Annotated in this window: 15 protein-coding genes; 9 read left to right on the forward strand and 6 right to left on the reverse strand. The window is 53.4% G+C overall.

Annotation, left to right across the window (positions count from 1 at the left end; all coding sequences use genetic code 11):
* Window positions 1–334 precede the first annotated feature (334 nt).
* From proC to ACFSX3_RS22360, 4 genes are all read right to left on the reverse strand, one after another.
* Window positions 335–1,201, reverse strand: a complete 867-nt coding sequence (gene proC / locus ACFSX3_RS22345) for a pyrroline-5-carboxylate reductase (RefSeq protein ID WP_209993057.1) — start codon at window positions 1,199–1,201, stop codon at window positions 335–337.
* Window positions 1,202–1,231: 30 nt separating this feature from the next.
* Window positions 1,232–2,479, reverse strand: a complete 1,248-nt coding sequence (locus ACFSX3_RS22350; protein ID WP_209993058.1) for a glutamate-5-semialdehyde dehydrogenase — start codon at window positions 2,477–2,479, stop codon at window positions 1,232–1,234.
* Window positions 2,480–2,535: 56 nt separating this feature from the next.
* On the reverse strand, window positions 2,536–3,639 hold the full coding sequence (gene proB / locus ACFSX3_RS22355) for a glutamate 5-kinase (protein WP_209993059.1): 1,104 nt from the start codon (window positions 3,637–3,639) through the stop codon (window positions 2,536–2,538).
* Between the two features lie 439 nt (window positions 3,640–4,078).
* A complete protein-coding gene (locus tag ACFSX3_RS22360) occupies window positions 4,079–4,990 on the reverse strand; it encodes a LysR family transcriptional regulator (RefSeq protein WP_209993060.1) in 912 nt (303 codons plus the stop codon).
* Window positions 4,991–5,156: 166 nt separating this feature from the next.
* On the opposite strand from ACFSX3_RS22360, the gene leuC reads away from it, so the two are divergent.
* The 8 genes from leuC to ACFSX3_RS22400 all read left to right on the forward strand — a co-directional run bounded on the left by leuC (window position 5,157) and on the right by ACFSX3_RS22400 (window position 15,368).
* Entirely contained in the window at window positions 5,157–6,581 is a 1,425-nt protein-coding gene (gene leuC / locus ACFSX3_RS22365) for a 3-isopropylmalate dehydratase large subunit (RefSeq protein WP_209993061.1), read from the forward strand.
* 25 nt (window positions 6,582–6,606) lie between these two features.
* On the forward strand, window positions 6,607–7,209 hold the full coding sequence (gene leuD / locus ACFSX3_RS22370; RefSeq protein WP_209993062.1) for a 3-isopropylmalate dehydratase small subunit: 603 nt from the start codon (window positions 6,607–6,609) through the stop codon (window positions 7,207–7,209).
* A gap of 193 nt (window positions 7,210–7,402) precedes the next feature.
* The gene (locus ACFSX3_RS22375; RefSeq protein ID WP_209993063.1) at window positions 7,403–8,980 is read left to right on the forward strand and encodes an N-acetylmuramoyl-L-alanine amidase; all 1,578 of its coding nucleotides are present in this window, start codon (window positions 7,403–7,405) and stop codon (window positions 8,978–8,980) included.
* Between the two features lie 155 nt (window positions 8,981–9,135).
* Window positions 9,136–10,575 (forward strand): N-acetylmuramoyl-L-alanine amidase, encoded by a 1,440-nt coding sequence (locus ACFSX3_RS22380; protein ID WP_209993064.1) that lies wholly within the window; start codon window positions 9,136–9,138, stop codon window positions 10,573–10,575.
* Window positions 10,576–10,679: 104 nt separating this feature from the next.
* A complete protein-coding gene (locus tag ACFSX3_RS22385) occupies window positions 10,680–11,336 on the forward strand; it encodes a GerMN domain-containing protein (RefSeq protein ID WP_209993065.1) in 657 nt (218 codons plus the stop codon).
* Window positions 11,337–11,358: 22 nt separating this feature from the next.
* Complete coding sequence (locus ACFSX3_RS22390) at window positions 11,359–14,175, forward strand: S-layer homology domain-containing protein (protein WP_209993066.1); 2,817 nt, start codon at window positions 11,359–11,361, stop codon at window positions 14,173–14,175.
* Between the two features lie 216 nt (window positions 14,176–14,391).
* Window positions 14,392–15,099 carry an endonuclease III gene (nth, locus tag ACFSX3_RS22395; RefSeq protein ID WP_209993067.1) on the forward strand — a complete coding sequence of 236 codons (708 nt, stop codon included), beginning with the start codon at window positions 14,392–14,394 and terminating at the stop codon, window positions 15,097–15,099.
* Between the two features lie 2 nt (window positions 15,100–15,101).
* Window positions 15,102–15,368 (forward strand): hypothetical protein, encoded by a 267-nt coding sequence (locus ACFSX3_RS22400; protein ID WP_036697991.1) that lies wholly within the window; start codon window positions 15,102–15,104, stop codon window positions 15,366–15,368.
* A gap of 75 nt (window positions 15,369–15,443) precedes the next feature.
* Here ACFSX3_RS22400 and ACFSX3_RS22405 read toward each other — a convergent pair whose 3' ends face one another.
* Together ACFSX3_RS22405 and ACFSX3_RS22410 are read right to left on the reverse strand one after the other, a co-directional pair.
* A complete protein-coding gene (locus tag ACFSX3_RS22405) occupies window positions 15,444–16,004 on the reverse strand; it encodes a DUF2812 domain-containing protein (protein ID WP_209993068.1) in 561 nt (186 codons plus the stop codon).
* Window positions 16,001–16,342 (reverse strand): PadR family transcriptional regulator, encoded by a 342-nt coding sequence (locus tag ACFSX3_RS22410; RefSeq protein WP_209993069.1) that lies wholly within the window; start codon window positions 16,340–16,342, stop codon window positions 16,001–16,003. Before ACFSX3_RS22410 ends, ACFSX3_RS22405 begins: the two co-directional genes overlap by 4 nt.
* A gap of 283 nt (window positions 16,343–16,625) precedes the next feature.
* On the opposite strand from ACFSX3_RS22410, the gene ACFSX3_RS22415 reads away from it, so the two are divergent.
* A partial coding sequence (locus ACFSX3_RS22415; RefSeq protein WP_379313281.1) for a dynamin family protein occupies window positions 16,626–18,148 on the forward strand: 1,523 nt, incomplete at its 3' end.

An 18,148-nucleotide genomic window follows, 5' to 3' on the forward strand; every position in this document is an offset into this window, starting at 1 on the left:
CGCTGTTCGTCGTACAACTTGTTGCTTCTCATCGGCTCCACTCCCTCTTCTTAGTGTACCTCTTACATGTCAAGGTCTCCACTTTGATTAGGGGGCTTAAGAGAATGAGCTAAATTAAGGGTATAAATGCACCTGATTTTAGCAAAATTGGCCAGATGGGCAAAATGAAGGGTATAAATGCACTTGATTTCGCCAAACACCAGCCAAATGAGGAAATGAAGTGTATTAATACACCTGGTTTGGTTACAATAACACACAGCCCGCAGTCCCTTCACATGGAAGGAACTGCGGGCTGTGTGAAATGTGGAAAGTAATCAATAATTAGGCCGAAAAATTAGTGCAGCTCCTTCTCCAGCGCCGAGCCCATCTCGCGGGAACGTTCCGCACAGCGGTTGACGGCAGATATGACAGTCTCGAAGAAATCGCCGCGCTCCAGCACTTCAATCGCCGCTTGGGTAGATCCATTCGGCGAGGTGACCTTCTTGCGCAGGGCGGCAGGCTCTTCACCGGTCTGCTGCACCATCCGGGCTGCACCCAGTACGGTCTGGACGGTCAGCTCACGGCTCTGCTCCAGCGGCAGCCCTCCGCGGATGCCGGCGGCAATCATCGCTTCCATCATGTAATAGATGTAAGCCGGTCCGCTGCCGGAGATCCCGGTTAAGGTCTCCATCCGTTCCTCGTCAATGACCGCCGTCAGGCCAACCGCTTCGAAGATATTAAGGGCTGTACGGCGGCTCTCCTCGCCAACCTCCTTGGAGAAGGCAATCCCGGTAGCGCCGAGGCCGATGGAGCTTGAGGTGTTAGGCATAGAACGGACCACAGGCTGCGGATTACCCAGCAAGCCTTGCATCGTACGGATGGTTAGCCCGGCAATCACGGAGATCACGAGCTGATCCGGCGACAGCAGCGGGCCTAGGGTACGGAGTGCTTCGGCAGCGTCTTTGGGCTTCATGGCAAGAACGATGACCGGTGCAGTACGCAGAGCCTCAAGCTTGGACTCGGGAGCATTGTAGCCGAGTACGCCATAACGGCTGCGGAGTTCGGCCAGACGCTCACTGCTGCTGCGGTTCAGCATAATAATTCGGCCCGATTCCACTACATTCCGGGCGATCATTCCCCGCACAATGGCCTCAGCCATCGAGCCTGCGCCATAAAAAACGATATTATGATTGATGAGCGGAATTGCTGGTTGCTGGCACATGGCTGGCAGTCCCCCTATAAGTTGAGTGAGTTAACCCCTGATTTGGCCGGAGCCGTGAATCATATATTTGGTTGAAGTCAATGCGGGCAGTCCCATAGGCCCGCGTGCATGGAGCTTCTGGGTGCTGATGCCGATCTCGGCGCCGAAGCCGAATTCAAAGCCGTCCGTGAACCGGGTAGATGCGTTGTGGTACACCGCCGCCGCGTCAACCTCCTGCAGGAAGCGGGCAGCATTCGCCGCGTCTTCTGTCACAATACATTCGGAATGCTTGGTGCCGAACTCCGCGATATGTCCGAGAGCCTCTTCTAGCGTGTCTACGATACGAATATTTAGAATATAATCGTTGTATTCTGTAGCGAAGTCTTCCGGTGTGGCAGGCACAGCCCAAGGGATAAGAGCAACGGTATCCTGGCAGCCGCGCAGCTCCACACGGGCCTCGCGGAAGGCTTCAGCGAGTGCGGCCAGATGCTCTTCGGCATAAGCGCGGTGAACCAGCAGCGTCTCCATTGAATTGCAGACCGAAGGCCGCTGGGCCTTCGCATTCACGCTAATACGCTGCGCCATTTCCGGATTGGCACTTGCATCCAGATAAGTATGGCATATGCCTGCTCCTGTTTCAATAACCGGTACGGTGGCATTCAGAACCACATTCTGAATCAGAGAGCTTCCTCCGCGCGGAATGATGACATCCAGCAGTCCGTTTAGCTTCAGCATTTCATCTACAGAAGAGCGGTTAGGATCTTCAATCAGCTGCAAGGCATCCGGCGGAAGGGCTGTACCCGCAAGTGCGCGGTGCAGTACCTCGATGATAGCGCGATTAGAGGAGAGGGCAGAGGAACCGCCGCGCAGCACCACAGCATTGCCAGTCTTAAGGCACAATCCGGCAGCGTCAACGGTGACGTTGGGGCGTGCTTCATAGATAATGCCAATCACCCCAAGCGGAACCCGTACCTTCTCGATGTGCAGACCGTTCGGCCGTTCGATCGTCTCCAGATTGTCTCCAACCGGATCAGGCAGCACGGCAATCTGCTGCAAGCCTTCGGCTATACTGTCAATCCGTCCCGCATCCAGGGCCAGCCGGTCGAGCATCGACTCCGGTGTCCCGTTTAGCCGCCCGCGTTCCAGGTCTTCGGCGTTGGCGGCAATAATGTAATCCGCTTCGGCGCGCAGGGCGGCAGCCATTACCAGCAGGGCTTCATTCTTCTGGGCGGTAGTCAAGCTTGCGAGTACCCCTGTGGTTGCTTTGGCCAGCGTTGTCTTGTTAACCACTTCACTCATGGCAATTCCTCCTAAAAGTTATGTTGGCCTATGGAAATACAATAGGTTGTATAAAATTAACGCAGCGTGATCCACTCGTCCCGGTGGATAACCTCCAGCCGGTGCACTTCACCGAGCTTGGGCACAATCTCGCGGCTGGGAAGTCCCTGAATGCTGCGGAGCTGGGTGTCATCATAATTGACGATACCCCGTCCAAGCAGCTGCGCATCCGGGCCGAGCACCTCGACGACATCTCCCGAATGGAAGCTGCCTTCAATGCGTCTAACCCCGACTGGCAGCAGGCTATGCCCTCCGTGGAGCAGCGCTTCAACAGCCCCGTCATCGACATATAGTGATCCAAGCGGGGTGGACATGAAGCCCAGCCATTGCTTTTTGACCGGCAGAGAAGACAGTGTGGTGGCAAAATAAGTGCCTTTGCCCGTTCCGGCGGCGGCCTGTGACAAATCCCCGGGCTCCGTAACCCGGCCCACGAAGACCGGGACGCCGCCCCGCGTGGCGATCTTGGCCGCGTCGATCTTGGAGCGCATGCCGCCGGTGCCCACGCTTGAGCCTGCACCGCCTGCAATGGCATAGATCTCAGGCGTAATCTCTTCAATGTGCTGATACCGCACCGCATCCGGGTGCTTGCGGGGATCGCCGCTGTAGACGCCGTCCATATCGGTCAGCACCAGCAGATGTGAGGCCTTCAGAAGATTGGCGACCAGTGCCGACAAGGTATCGTTGTCACCGAACTTCAGCTCATCCACCGATACGGTGTCATTCTCGTTGAACACGGGCACTGCGCCTTGGCGGAGTAATTCTTCAACCGTCATCATGGCGTTGTTCATGGCCCGGCGGCTGCAGAAGTCTGTACGGGTCAGGAGAATCTGAGCAGTGGGAATGCCGTGACCTGCGAAGGCCTCCTGATAGGCCTGCATCAGCATAACCTGTCCTACCGCCGCCGCTGCCTGCTTCTCATGCAGCAGCTTTGGGCGGGAGGCATAACCGATGCCCCGGAATCCGGCTGCGACCGCCCCTGAGGTGACCAGCAGCACTTCACAGCTGTCCTTGCGGAGCGCTGCTATCTCAGCAGCAAAGAAGGCTACCGCCTCACGGTTGAGGCCGCCTTCAGGACCCGTGAGTGAGCTGCTGCCGATTTTGACCACAATTCTTGTCGTCATTGTCTTTCACTTTCCTCTCGAATTGAAATGCCTGTAACGCCCGAAAATGACAAAAAGCCCCCATCCTTAGACTTAGCAAAGGACGAAAGCTTGATTAACTTCCGCGGTACCACCTTCATTGATGAGGGTTCATCCGACTTCATTCTCATAACGGGAGTATCCGTCCTGCAGGGCAGGCCGCTCAGGGGTAGGATTCAGAATGACCTTCGCGGTAAATTCTCCCAGCCTTCAGGAATTTACTCTCTGCACACGAATATACGTCTATTCTTACTGGTCCCGTCAGCACGTTTCACTATTTGTCACTTAGGATACCATGGGGCAGCAGGGTTTGCAAAGAGCCGCAGACAAATTTTTTCAGGCAGCGCAGGCAGCACGATTTATGTTTATCCTGTTGGGCAGAGACCTGTGGATGAGAACACTGCCCGCATGTTTGCTAAGGTTAGTTATCGGTCAGACCCGCCACGGTTTCCTTGAAGGTCTCAATAAAAGCTTCGGCTGCACGGGACAAGTAACGTCCGCGCCGGTAGGCAATAACCAGCGTCCGGCTTGGCACCGGCTCAGCCAGCGGAAGGTAGACCGGTACGAATTCACTCCTGGCAGCGCGTGCAATAAAGTGGGGCACCAGAGTAACGCCCATCCCGGCAGCAACCAGCGACTGGACCGTCTCCATATTGTTGCTCTCGAAGACAATCCGAGGCTCGAATCCGGCTTCGCGGCATAATTCCACGGTCATTTTACGGAAGCCCTGGCCTTCCTTAAGCACGATAAACGGTTCATCCTTAAGCTCGGACAAGCTGGTGCGTATGCCCTGAGGTTCACGGCCGGCCAGCAGATGCCCCGGCGGAACGGCAAGATCAATCCGCTCCTCACCGAGCACCTCGTAGGCCAGGGTCGGAATTTCGAGCGGCAGGGAGAGCAGGCTGAGATCGGTCTGGCCGCTGGCTGTCAGCTTCTCCAGATTCATGGACGAGTCCTCCAGCAGGGTAATTTCAACCTCGGCATATTTGCTCTTGAACACAGGCAGCACATGCGGGAGCAGATGCGCTCCGGTGATCGGCATGCTGCCGACCATTACGCGTCCTGTGCGAAGCTGGGAGATATCGGACATCTCCTGCCGCAGCAGTTCAACGGCATCGATGATCCCTTGAGCCTGTTCTACGAATTTCTCACCGGCATAGGTCAGCTCTACCGAGCTGGTATTACGCTGGAAGAGCAGCACACCAAGCTCCTTCTCCAGCTTCGACAGCTGCTGGCTCAGCGAGGGCTGGGCGATATGCAGCTTCTCGGCCGCGCGGGAGAAGTTCCGTTCTGCAGCAATCTGCAGCGTATATTGTAATTGTCTGAGTTCCATATATAAGCTCCTTTAACGTGTAGATCATCTGTTTATAAGTATAACCTATAAACCCTATAGAAATCATATCTTGGAATTATAAACGCACCGATGTTATATTTAGAACATTCAAGAGAGACTCCACGCTCTCTTCATAGGAACGATTCTACTATATGAGGTGAAATTCATGGGCAATAAGACAATGTTTGAGAAGATTTGGGACAATCACGTTATTCATCAGGAAGAAAGTAAGCCGAGCATTATTTATATCGATCTCCATCTGGTTCATGAAGTGACTTCCCCGCAGGCATTTGAAGGACTGCGCCTGAGCGGCCGTAAGGTCCGCCGTCCGGGACTTACCTTTGCCACAATGGATCATAACGTGCCTACCAAGGACCGTTTCAATATTACCGATCCGATCTCCAAGCAGCAGATTGATACACTCTCGCAGAACTGCCGTGATTTCGGCGTAAGATTGTTTGACCTGAATGATATTGACCAAGGTGTCGTTCACGTAATGGGACCTGAGATTGGCCTGACCCATCCCGGCAAGACGATTGTCTGCGGAGACAGCCATACCTCTACACACGGAGCCTTCGGTGCATTGGCTTTTGGGATCGGCACCAGCGAAGTTGAGCATGTACTGGCAACCCAGTGCCTGCAGCAGTCCAAGGCCAAGACCATGGAGGTTCGCTTCACCGGCAGCCGTAATCCGGGAGTGACCGCCAAGGATATGATTCTCGGCGTAATTGCCAAATACGGAACGGACTTTGCGACTGGCTATGTTATCGAATATACCGGCGAAGCGATCCGTGAGCTGTCGATGGAAGAGCGCATGACCGTCTGCAACATGTCGATCGAAGGCGGAGCAAGAGCGGGCCTGATCGCACCGGATGAGACTACCTTCAGTTATCTGCGCGGACGCCAATATGTGCCGCAGGGTGAAGCGTATGATGCCGCCGTTGAGACCTGGAAAGGCCTTGTAAGTGACGAAGGCGCCCAGTATGATACAGTGGTGGAATTCGATGTAGAAACACTTATCCCGCAGGTAACCTGGGGCACCAGCCCTGGTATGGGAACGGATATCAACTCTACCGTACCGAACCCTGCTGATTTCACTACCGAGAATGAACGCAAAGCCGCCGAGAAGGCGCTTGAATATATGGATCTGGTTCCGGGTACGCCGATCTCCGAGATCGGAATTGATTATGTCTTCATCGGCTCCTGCACTAACGGCCGGATTGAGGATCTGCGGGCCGCGGCTGAAGTAGCCAAAGGCCATAAGGTATCCGACAAGGTTACAGCGATCGTTGTGCCAGGCTCCGGACGCGTGAAGATGCAGGCCGAGAAGGAAGGTCTGGACAAAGTATTCACCGAAGCGGGCTTTGAATGGCGGGAAGCCGGCTGCAGTATGTGCCTGGCGATGAATCCGGATGTTCTGCAGCCGGGACAGCGCTGCGCCTCTACCTCCAACCGTAACTTTGAAGGACGCCAGGGACGCGGCGGACGCACACATCTGGTCTCTCCTGCTATGGCGGCAGCGGCAGCTATCAAAGGACGCTTCACCGATGTGCGTGACTGGAACTACAAGACGGAAGCCGTCAACTCATAATTGAGAGAGCAGGAGGATACAGCAAATGGAAGAATTCAAGAAGTTAACAGGAATTGTAGCCCCGGTAGACCGGGTTAATGTAGATACGGATGCGATTATTCCCAAGCAGTTTCTGAAACGGATCGAGCGCACAGGCTTTGGCCAATTTCTCTTTTACGAATGGCGTTTTGATGAAGCGGGAAATGACAATCCGGCATTTGAGATGAACAAACCGCGTTATGAGGGAGCTTCTGTACTGATCTCCCGCGCGAATTTCGGCTGCGGATCCTCCCGGGAGCATGCTCCTTGGGCCATCATGGATTACGGGTTCAAAGTGGTTATCGCACCTTCCTATGCCGACATCTTCTATAATAACTGCTTCAAGAACGGCATTCTGCCGATCAAGCTCTCGGAGACCCAGGTAGACGATCTGTTCAGCCGCACGGCGCAGCATGAGGGCTACACGCTTACAGTGGATCTGGAGAACAACAAGCTGAGTGATGATTATGGTCTGGCCATCACCTTTGAGCTGGATGAACACCGCCGCCAGTTCCTGCTGCAGGGGCTGGACGATATTGGTCTGACGCTTCAGCATGCTGATGAGATTGCCGCGTATGAAGAACGCCATGCAGCCAAGCTTTTCGCCTAAGAGATAAGGATAAGTTATCGGGTGAAACCTATAAATTCTAATAATTTACACAAAACTTCTATTTCCGGGTGTCGGAAATAGAAGTTTTTTTGCTATAATCGAGATATTATTGCCTGCGAAGGCAACTTTTGGGGATTATTGTCGTCTTAATCTTATTCTGCAAATCTATCAATGGACCAAAGGAGAGGAAAGGATGAAGAAAGCCGGACAACGGGTGTTGCTTCTAATGCTGCTGCCACTGCTCCTACTGTCATTCGCCGGCCACAAAGCTGCGGCAGCCGGGACAACCCCCGGAAAGATCGTGATGGACAGCAAGGAGCTTGCACTGCCCAAGGGGGTAATCCTCGAGAACGTGAATGGAAGCGTTATGATCCCGATCCGCGTGGTGGTGGAGAATCTGGGCTTCGAAGTGCTGTGGGAACAGAGCAGCCGCAAGGTAACCGTCCAGCAGGACGGTAAATCCGTACAGCTCGCAGTAGGCAGCACCACCGCGCAAGCCGATGGGGTTAACCTGACGCTCAATGCCGCACCCAAGCAGAACGGCGGGACGGTGCTGGTACCTATCCGCTTTGTCAGCGAGCAATTCGGTCTTAGCGTCGGTTGGGACAATACGGATAAGACAGTCTACTTAAGCGGTGGGGTAACGGAGGCTGCACCAATCACTTCAGATCCGCTGCCATCAGCCACTGTAGCTCCATCCGTGTCAACCGGAGCGGCTCCGGAGGCTGTTCAGTCTCCTGCACCGACCACTCCGCCTCAGACGGGCACAGAGACAGCGGAGGAAGTGAACGGAAGTATTATGGCTACTCCGACTCCTGCTGCTACATCACCTGTAGTGAAGGGGGCGGTATTCAGCGAGAACCGGCTGATTGTAGCCGCTGCCGGCGGGGCCAAGGCTACGGTTACCCGAGTCACCGGACCCGACCGGATTGTGGTGGATTTTGCGGGAGCGGCATTTGCCCCTGATTTCAGCGGGAGCTTCCCGGGGGTGTCCACAGGAGGAAGTCCGCAGGGCAAGCTGGACGTTAGCGGCTACCCGCTTGTGTCTGAAATACGCTATGCACTGTTCAGCACCAATCCCTCTACGGTCAGGTTCGTAATCCAAACTACGGGCTACCAGAATTATCAGGTGAGTACGGATGAGAGTACAGGATTAGTCACAATAGATCTCAATGCAACGGGTAGCGAGACTGGAACTCCCGTGAATCCGGGATTCACCGGAAGGCCGATTATTGCGCTGGATGCCGGACATGGGGGCAAGCAATCAGGTGCGGTCAGTCTGACCGGCAAGCTGGAAAAAACCTTCAATCTCGCCGTCATCCTGAAAGCCGGAGCTATTTTGACACAGGAAGGCTGGGCCGATGTCATCTACACCCGTACTTCGGATGTCACTCTGGGTCTCCAGGATCGTGTGAAGATTGCCCAAGCGGCGAATGCTACGCTGTTCATATCCCTTCATGCCAATTCTCTTGATACAGCATATCCCAACCGCGACAAAGTCAACGGCAGTGAGACGTACTACAGCCGAAGTGAGAGCCTGCCGCTTGCCGAAATTATGCAAAAGCACCTGGTAGCGGGAACCGGCTTCAAAAACAACGGGGTCCGTTCGAAGAGCCTGCATGTTACCCGTGAGACCCGGATGCCTGCGATTCTGCTGGAGGCGGGGTATCTGACCAATGCAGGGGATGAAGCAGGCCTGTACAGCGAACAGCTGCAAAATAATCTGGCCCGCGAAATTGTAGCAGGAATTAAGGAATATCTTGGTTTGTAATGTTATAGGGAATACACAGTCATTTCCACTTTGGTTGGGATTTATTCGCAACTTTTAAGTTCTAAGGGCGTCTAAACTATGTCGAAGGTTGTCAGTTGGCATGCCATCAAGAACGCTCGATTGGGGGCGGAATACTAGAGTCTTAGAGGTGAAGAATGAAGAAATTTGCTTTTATGCTGTTGTTGCTGCTCTTTGTTGTGGTGTTGCCAGGGCATGGACAAGCTGCTGCTGGCCAGAACAAGATTTTCCTGGATGGCCAGGAACTGAATGCAGGACAAGATGTTCCGGTGGAAAATGTAAATAACTCCATCATGGTGCCGCTAAGAATGATCGCTGAGAACCTTGGGTACAAGGTGGACTGGAATCAGACAAGCAAGACCATCAAGATTGAACAGCAGGGAAAGGCCTTACAGCTGATCGTAGGTCAGACTGCGGCTTCCGTTGACGGCAAGACAGTGGTCTTGACTACGGCGCCTCTCCTGCGGAACGGCACGACACTCGTACCGATCCGGTTCATTGGTGAGCAGTTCGGGCTTACGGTCAAATGGGATAATACGAAGAAGGTCGTAGATCTTATTACCCCGTCCATTCCCGAGCCTAACATTGAACCGGGAGAAAGCAATGGGGACGGAGGTACGGTTGTAGTGCCGCCGGGTGAACCTTCAAGCAGCCTGAGCATGATCAACGGCATCAGCTTCAATGAGAACCGGTTCTCGATTGCCCTTGATGGCAATGCCCAGCCGAATGTCACCAAGATGAGCGGACCGGACCGAATCGTCATCGATGTGCCGAATGCTACATTCTCGGATATTTTCGGGACTGGACAGATACTTGATCCTGACCTGAACGGGAGCCTTGCAGTTACGGATTATCCGGATGTCTCAGGTATCCGCTATTCGCTGTATAGCACCAATCCGTATACCGTCCGTTTTGTAATTGATCTCAAGACCCCCAAAAATTATAGCGTGGAGATATCGGGCGATTCCTCAAAGCTTATTGTCATTGATCTGAACGCGCAGACTCCAGGGGACACTTCAACTCAGCCTGGCAACAGCGGGCGCAAGCTGGTTGTGCTGGATGCCGGACATGGCGCCAAGGATTCAGGGGCTGTAGGCATTACCGGCAAATATGAGAAGAATTTCAATCTGGCCGTGATTCTGAAGGCGGCGGCGCTGCTGAGACAGGAGAACAAGATTGATGTGGTGCTGACCCGCAGCGATGATACCTTCTTTGAACTGAAGGAAAGGGCGGCAATCGCTAACAACCTTGGTGCAGATTTGTTCATTTCCGTTCATGCCAACAGCAGTGGATCAGCGGCTGCGAGCGGAACGGAGACCTACTATCAGCGCGGGGACAGCAAAGCCCTGGCTAATGTGATGCACAAATACCTTGTGCAGGCCACCGGACTTAGTGACCGGGGAGTGCGTTACGGCAACTTCCATGTGATACGCGAGACGAAGATGCCTGCGGTACTGCTTGAGGTTGGCTATCTCAGTAACAAAAAAGATGAGGCTCTGCTATTCACCGAAGCATTGCAGAACAATGTAGCCGCATCGATGGTCAGCGGAATTAAAGAGTATCTCGGGATCCAATAACAACAAGCGGCAGCAGGGGCCGCAGAGTCGGATGTAGACCCATTTATTGCGGTCAAAGACTTTGCGGTCCCTCCTGTCCATATTCATCTGAGGGGGTTAATCAAATGAACAGGAAATTGACATATGCAGGGATCGCTGCGATGCTGCTTCTCGTAATTTCGGGCTGCGGTGATAAACCAACGGCTGCACCAGCCGATGCGTCCGGACCGGATTCAACCTCGGTATCCAGCGGCGCTGAAGGAAACAATGCCGGGAATGACACTCCCGCTCCTACTGCCACACCGGCAGCTACAAGTACGCCTGAGCCTACAGCAACAGTGACTCCGGCGGCTACGGAAGCACCGGCAGTGCCTGAGAAGCAGAGCCTTAAGATCAAAACTTATTATACAGACCTGCAACAGACCGACTTGGTACCGGCAGAAGTCTCGATCACCTTCAAGGATGCAAAGGAGAAATATACCGAAGCCTTCAAATCACTCCAGAAGAGCGATAAGGCTGACCAGATTCCGCTGTGGAACAAGATTGAACTGAAGTCACTGGAATTCTCCAACGGGCAGATTGTGCTGGATATTCATAAGCCGGATGAGGCACAGCTTGGCGCAGGCGGCGAGTCTCTGGCGATCAGCGCATTGTCCCAGATGTTTTTCCAGTTCGATGAAGTGAAGAATATCGATGTGCTGGTAGACGGAGAACAGGTGGAGAGCCTGATGGGGCATGTGGATCTTGTACATCCCATCACCCGTGAGAACAACGGATTGTAGGCATTAGGCAGGAATAAGCCGGATGGCTGACGAAATTACCAACATAGAAATCCAGATAAGCCATAGAGAGGGGAATATCGAATTGTCCGGTCCAAAACGATTAAAGCGTACGGTTCAATCTTATTCTGTAAAAGCGGTATCTGCCGTTCTGGCCGGTGCGATGGTGCTCGGCGGGGCAGGGGCTGCCTTTGCCGATAATTCTTCAACCGGAGCAAGCGTTGCTGCTGCAACTCCTCAGACGGCTGCAACTGCATCCGGGATCTTCAGTGATGTCAAGACGGGCTTCTGGGCCGAAAAGCATATCTACAAGCTGGCAACCCAGGGCATTGTGGTCGGCAATAACGGCCTGTTCCGTCCAGGCGACTCCGTGACCCAGCAGGAAGCAGTGCTGATGGCGCTGCGCTTCATGAAGCTGCAGGGGAATGTGAACACCAGTAACGAAGTTGCGCTGCCTAATGATTTTGTGGTTACAAACTACTATAAGCCATATGTAATCTTGGCCTTCCAGCAAGGACTGCTGGACAAGACCACAGAGATGGCTGCAGATAATCTCAAAAGCTCGTGGGGCGAGCGCAAGGCCAGCCGTGAGTGGGTCGCGGAGCTGCTGATCCGCGCGCTTGGCCAGAGTGCATCGGCTTCTGCGGCGGCAAGCCGGCCGACCGGCTTTGCCGATGATGCCAAGGTGTCCGCGAACAAACGCGGCTACATTAACACAGCGGTGGAGCTGGGACTGGCTAACGGCCTAACCGGCAACCGCTTCGATCCGCAAGGCGCTGTGACCCGTGCGCAGCTGGCTACCTTCTTCAGCCGTGCTGAAGGGCATAATACCCTTGAGTATGACAATACGTTCAAAGGAACAGTCAGTTCACTCAAGGACGGCAAGCTGGGATTGTACAGTAACGGCAGCACGCTGGAATTCACTCTGAATGCCAATACCGCTTACTTCACCAGTACGTCCGAGAATCGCATCTCCTTGAATGAGATCCAGCCGTATACGAAGGTGACTGTAATTGGAGCCACCTATAGCGCAGCTTATGTAGAGCTGACAGATCCGGCAGTTCAGGTTGAGCAGGCGGAAGGTGTATTCACGAAGCTTACACCGGGTATTATCTGGGTCGATTCCGCGAACGGCTACGACCAGTATCCTTATGATGCAGGTACGGCCTTCCTGGATGTGAACGGAACGGTTATTCAGCCCGCTTCCATCACCGCCGGCAGCAAGCTTACGCTGCTGCGTGAAACCTTCACCGGTTCCCGCAAGGTTGTGAAGGTGCAGGTCACTTCCGGTATTGTCAATAAGACGGCTAAAGGCACGGTGCAAAGCGTTGACACTGCTGCGAAGAGCATCGCGTTCAAGAATGCCGACGGCACTGTAGAAACCTTCAAATGGGAAGAAGGGACTACGCTGTTCAGCTCCCAGAGTTCTATTATTCAGCCCGCAGAGCTGAAAGCCGGTGCGGCCGTTTCTTATACCATTAAGGATAATACGATCCGTTCCGTGGAAGTAACCTCTGGCGTGGAACGCGTGGTGAAAGGCTTCATCTATGAGCTGACGGATTCAACGATTGTCTATCAGAAGAGCGATGGCACCCGTGAGGTCAATCTGCTTGCTGCAACCCCGGCCATTGTGATTCCGAATGCCGTAAGTCCGGTAATCGGTGATCTGATTGCAGACAAAACAGGCGGAGACAATGTGCAGCTTACGCTGAACAGCAGTGATCAGGTAATCAAGGTTGAGGTGCTCAGCCGCCAGATTGAACAGTATGCGGCTGCTACCGTTGTGGACTATAACACCAAGACCCAGTACCTGACCTTCACGGACAATAACGGCAAAGCTCATGTGGTCAAAATGGATGAGAAAACCAAGATGTCGTACGGCGGACTGATTACCACTTCGCTGACCACCATGGGGTCCAGACTGGTTGAGAACCGCAAGATTGATGTGACCTCCATTAATGAGCGTGCAATGTCTGTTGAATTGACGACCAAATATTCCGGTACCCTGACGGCTATCAATACTTCAGCCAGAACGATTGTGTTCAAGCTGGGCAACGGACAATTGCTGACGATGTCTTATCCGCAGGCGATTGAAATGTTTGGCAAAAGCGGGGCAGTTATCACCGATGTTCCACTCAATGTGCCGGTTACAGCAGTGCTTGCCAGCAATCAGGAGCTCATCTCCGTGCTGCGGGTGAACGGGTCGTCCCAGTTCGAGATTGCTACCATTAATGCGGGCACTAACAAAATGACCGTGAAGCTTGAGGGTGGTAGCAACAGCAGCGAGCTGAACCTGGTGAATGTGCCGCTTACCAACGAAGCAGGCCAGAAGATCGCGCTGACTGAGCTGAAGGCCGGAGATTTCGTGAACCTCGGCTTCGACGGTTCCACACCGCTGTCTCTGCAGTCTGTGAAACAGGTTGCCGGACAGGTAACTGCAGTGGATGCCGCAGCAGGTACGTTCACGGTGAAGGATTACACGGGAGCCTCCCAGCCTTTCACTGCGGGCAGCGGAGTGCGAATACTCCGGGACGGTGTTACAACGAACGCTCTAAGCGGTCTTACCACAGCAGACCGGGTATTGGCGCGTAAGGATGCCAGCGGTGTAATGATCATCTCGGTGTTCAGTCAGCTGAACCGGACCTTCGCCCGTTATGAGAGCGCAACGAATGAAATATTGACCAAACGCGCCACGCTGAATGACAATTATAAGTTTGGGCTTGCTCCAAATGTATATATTCATCAAGGTGACACGACTTTACCCGTGCAATCTCTCAAAGAAAATGATAATATTATAATGTATTTCAACAACGGCAAGGTTGTAGAAATTGTGAAACAATAATCGTTTTGGTGATTTTCCGTGTGAAACACCGTCTTGATCCCTGGTTCTGCCCTGGATCAAGGCGTTTTTTTTGAAATATAAGGGCAGGCCGGTGTTCGCTTGAACGCTATGAAAGTATACGATATAATGTATCTTTGCTTATATTTCTTCAGACCCTGAGAAGATATGGCTGCAAGTGGACTTGCGGGCATACCTGCTCTCCGTGGAGGGGACGCTATGAAAGTTGCAGAGGTCCGCCACATCCTGGACACTATCGGTGGCATGTTCCCTGATGCACATTGCGAGCTGAATCACAGTAACGCTTTTGAGCTTACAATAGCAGTGCTGCTCTCAGCCCAATGTACAGACGCAACGGTGAACAAGGTGACCGAGGACCTGTTTCAGAAGTACAAGGCTCCGATCGACTATATTTCAGTACCGCTCGAAGAGCTAGAACTGGACATCCGGCGGATAGGTCTATTCCGCAATAAGGCCAAGCATATTCAGAACCTCTGCGCGATCCTGATTGAGCAGTATGGGGGAGAAGTGCCCCAGGCCCATGATTTGCTGGTAACCCTGCCTGGTGTCGGACGCAAGACTGCCAATGTGGTCGTGTCCAATGCGTTCGGAGTTCCGGCGATTGCTGTGGATACTCATGTAGAACGGGTAGCCAAACGGCTCGCACTTGCGGGCTGGAAAGATTCGGTGCTTGAGGTGGAGAAGAAGCTGATGAAGGCGGTGCCGCGTGACGAATGGACGCTGACGCACCACCGGCTGATCTTTTTCGGACGATATCACTGTAAGGCTCAGAATCCCGGGTGCCAGATTTGCCCGCTGCTTGATGTATGCAGGGAGGGCAAAAAACGTATGAAAACCGCTGTAATCAGGAAAGCTAAGGTTCATACGAAACCAAACAAAGAATTAGAGAAGAAGAGGATGGGATAGAGATGAAGTGCATTTCTGTATACACCGATAATTTTGAAGCATTTTCCGATATTTTTGACCGCGTAGTGGACAGCCCGATGGAAGAGAACGAGGAGCAGGAAGTGGAAGGCATCACAATCAGCCATTCCGGCGATGTGCCTGAGTTCTACCTGGAGCGTATGTCCGCGAAGCCAGAGGTTGTCGTAATGAAAGACAAATCCCGTGGTCTGACCATTCTGCAGCACGGCAAAGTCTTTGAAATTCTGCTTCCTGTGCTGGAAACAGCTTAATTTGATTGGAGTTAGTCAGAGAGCCGGCCCTTGGGCCGGCTCTCTTTGCGTTTCACGAAGTTTTGGCTAGGCCGATTATTCTGAGTAATGTCTAAGTCTCAGAGTATACGCGACATAGACCATAATAGAAGGGAGAAAGAGCAAGGCGCATAGCAATATGGACACACTCGTCAGATGATGAAGAAGCTCAAGATTCCATACCTGAGTGGACAGGTGTCTCAATACAAAGGTAATTAACATCAGCAGGGTGACTGATCCAGCTATGATTTTACTGGTCTGTGTAATTGTACGGTATTTCTCATAGAGAGTAGAACGGTCAGTATGAAGGGGAACCGTGCCGGGTTCCGCTGCAAATATATGCATATTTCCAGCAGAACATACATATTCCCAGCCGCTGTCGGCAAAAAGCTCATGGTATTCCCGCACCTCCTGCTGAAGCACATGCTGGATATCCAGACAATAAATCCGTCTTCGGGCTGTTCCTCTACGGACAATGTAACCAGACCCTAAGCGGGAAAAACGCTCCAGCATCCAGCCCTGTTCCGACAATCTGCTTAACTTATCCATTTCCCCTTGCTCGGCAAAAGCCAAGCCCCAAGACATAATATAGCGTGTCTGCTTATTGTTTCCCCTCATTCTAGCTCCTCCTTCGCATTTAGCTGTGCTAATCTCCCGTGTCTTGACATTCTTAACCGCCGTTCGATCTCAGCTTCTACCATAGCTGTTCCCGCTTGAGTAAGCTGATAGGTCTTGCGCCGTTCATCGTCGTCTTCGTGTAAAAGGATGTAACCGGACTTCTGCAGCTTCTTTATCAGCGTATATAGTGTTGCAGGGCCCATGGTGATCTCGCCTTCGGTAAGCTCTTCGATGTATTTCATAATTGCATAGCCATGCTTAGGTAAGAGTAAAGCGAGCAGGATGTAGTAGGCAGAATCGGACATTTGCTCATTTTTCAAGGGTGTATTCTTAGGCATACCATACCTCCCATCAAAAATATTGAGATCGAATCACTATATCCATTATGGATATATCCGTCATGGATATAGTAAATGATTATGGTATTATCTGTCAAGGGGTATAAGCCATCTGCGAAATCTTGTTTTTCGTGAAGGTTTATAGCTGATTTTGTAAATGTGGATATTTGATTTGTGACGATCTGATGATAAAATATAATTATTCTATTCTTGCAGTGAAATAAATCATACAAATGTACTAATTATGAAAGAAGCTATAGATCGCAGCGGAGGCGGGGATGTTGTGGGAGCAGAACGGGAAAGAGTGGGGCAGGTTACAGCGGGGTCATCAGCGCTTAGGCTGCTGGAGGAGCGGCTAAGGCAATGGGGAGAACAGAAGAGTGCGCAGATCGTAGTGGATCTAAAGGTGAAGGAGCAGGCAGATGAGCTGACGCTGGCGTTCTGCGGACATTTCTCGGCGGGCAAGTCAAGCATGATTAACAAGCTTTGCGGTAAGGCCGTGCTGCCTTCGGGTCCGGTTCCAACCAGTGCGAATATCGTATCGATCCGCAGCGGAGCACCGCAGGTGCTGCTGCATCCGGTGGACGGAAGCTCCGGAGGGAATCTTGGGGTGATCCAGACTACTCCCGACCGGCTTCAGGATTACTGCCGCCAAGGGACTGAATATTCTACGATAGAGGTGTGGGAGGATGTCCCTGTACTTGGGGAGCACGGTGTGCTGATGGATACTCCCGGCGTAGATTCGACAGATGAGGGTCATCAGGCGGCGACCCGTTCGGCGCTGCATTTGGCGGATGCCGTGTTTTATGTGATGGATTACAATCATGTGCAGTCGGAGAATAATCTGGCGTTTGCCAAAAGCCTTAGCGACTGGGGAAAGCCGCTGTACCTGATCATCAATCAGATCGACAAGCACAGGGAACAGGAAATCCCGCTGAAGGAATACCGGCAGCAAGTGGAAAGCGCTTTCCGGGAATGGGGGATTCATTCTGCGGGGCTGTTGTTCACTTCGCTTAAGGTGGAGGGGCATCCGCTGAATCAGTGGAAGGATCTGCTGGCGCTGATCTCCGGTCTGCTGGAGCAGCGGCAGGAACTGCTGGAGTACAGCTTGTCCCGTTCCATGCATCATACGGCGGATGCTGTCCTGGCAGATTATCGTGAGCAGCAGGAGGAGGAGCGGACTGCGCTGCTGGAAGAGGCAGGCGGTGCAGCAGCGGAAGCTGTGGAAGCAGAGATCATGGCAACGATGCAGCAGGAAGCGTCGCTGGAGGAGCTGCCTGAGCAGTCGCGGCTTGATCTGCGCAGCAGGCTGGACGCCCTGCTCGGCAACACGAATCTGATGCCGGCTGATTTGCGGGATGCGGCGGGCGCATACATTGAGAGCCTCCAGCCGGGCTTCCGGCGCGGCCTGCTCTTCACCGCTGCGAAGCGGGAGAAGGAGCAGGGAGCGCGGCTGCAGCACTGGCACAGCCTTCAGCAGAGAGAGATCACTGCCCAGCTGGAGTGGCACACTCTCCAGCTGGTGCGCGAATGGGCGGAAGGCCTGGAGCTGTGGCAGGAGGAGGCGGAGCCGCTGCTGAAGCAGGCGTTCCCGGCGGTGAGCCAGCAGTGGCTGGCGGATCAGGTGAAGCCGGGAACCGGGGCTTCGGGCGAGGCGCTGCTTAATTTCTGCCGCACGCTTGCGGCAGAGATTAAGGCGCAGTTCCGCCGCGCGGTCCTGGCCTTCGGTGAGCCGCTGCTGGATGCGCTGCCGCCGCTGGTGGAGGAGCGGCGCGCGGAGCTCACGCGCCGCCGGGCGGCCCTGCA

The organism is Paenibacillus rhizoplanae, from assembly GCF_042684125.1.
Taxonomy (GTDB): Bacteria; Bacillota; Bacilli; order Paenibacillales; family Paenibacillaceae; genus Paenibacillus_AQ; species Paenibacillus_AQ rhizoplanae.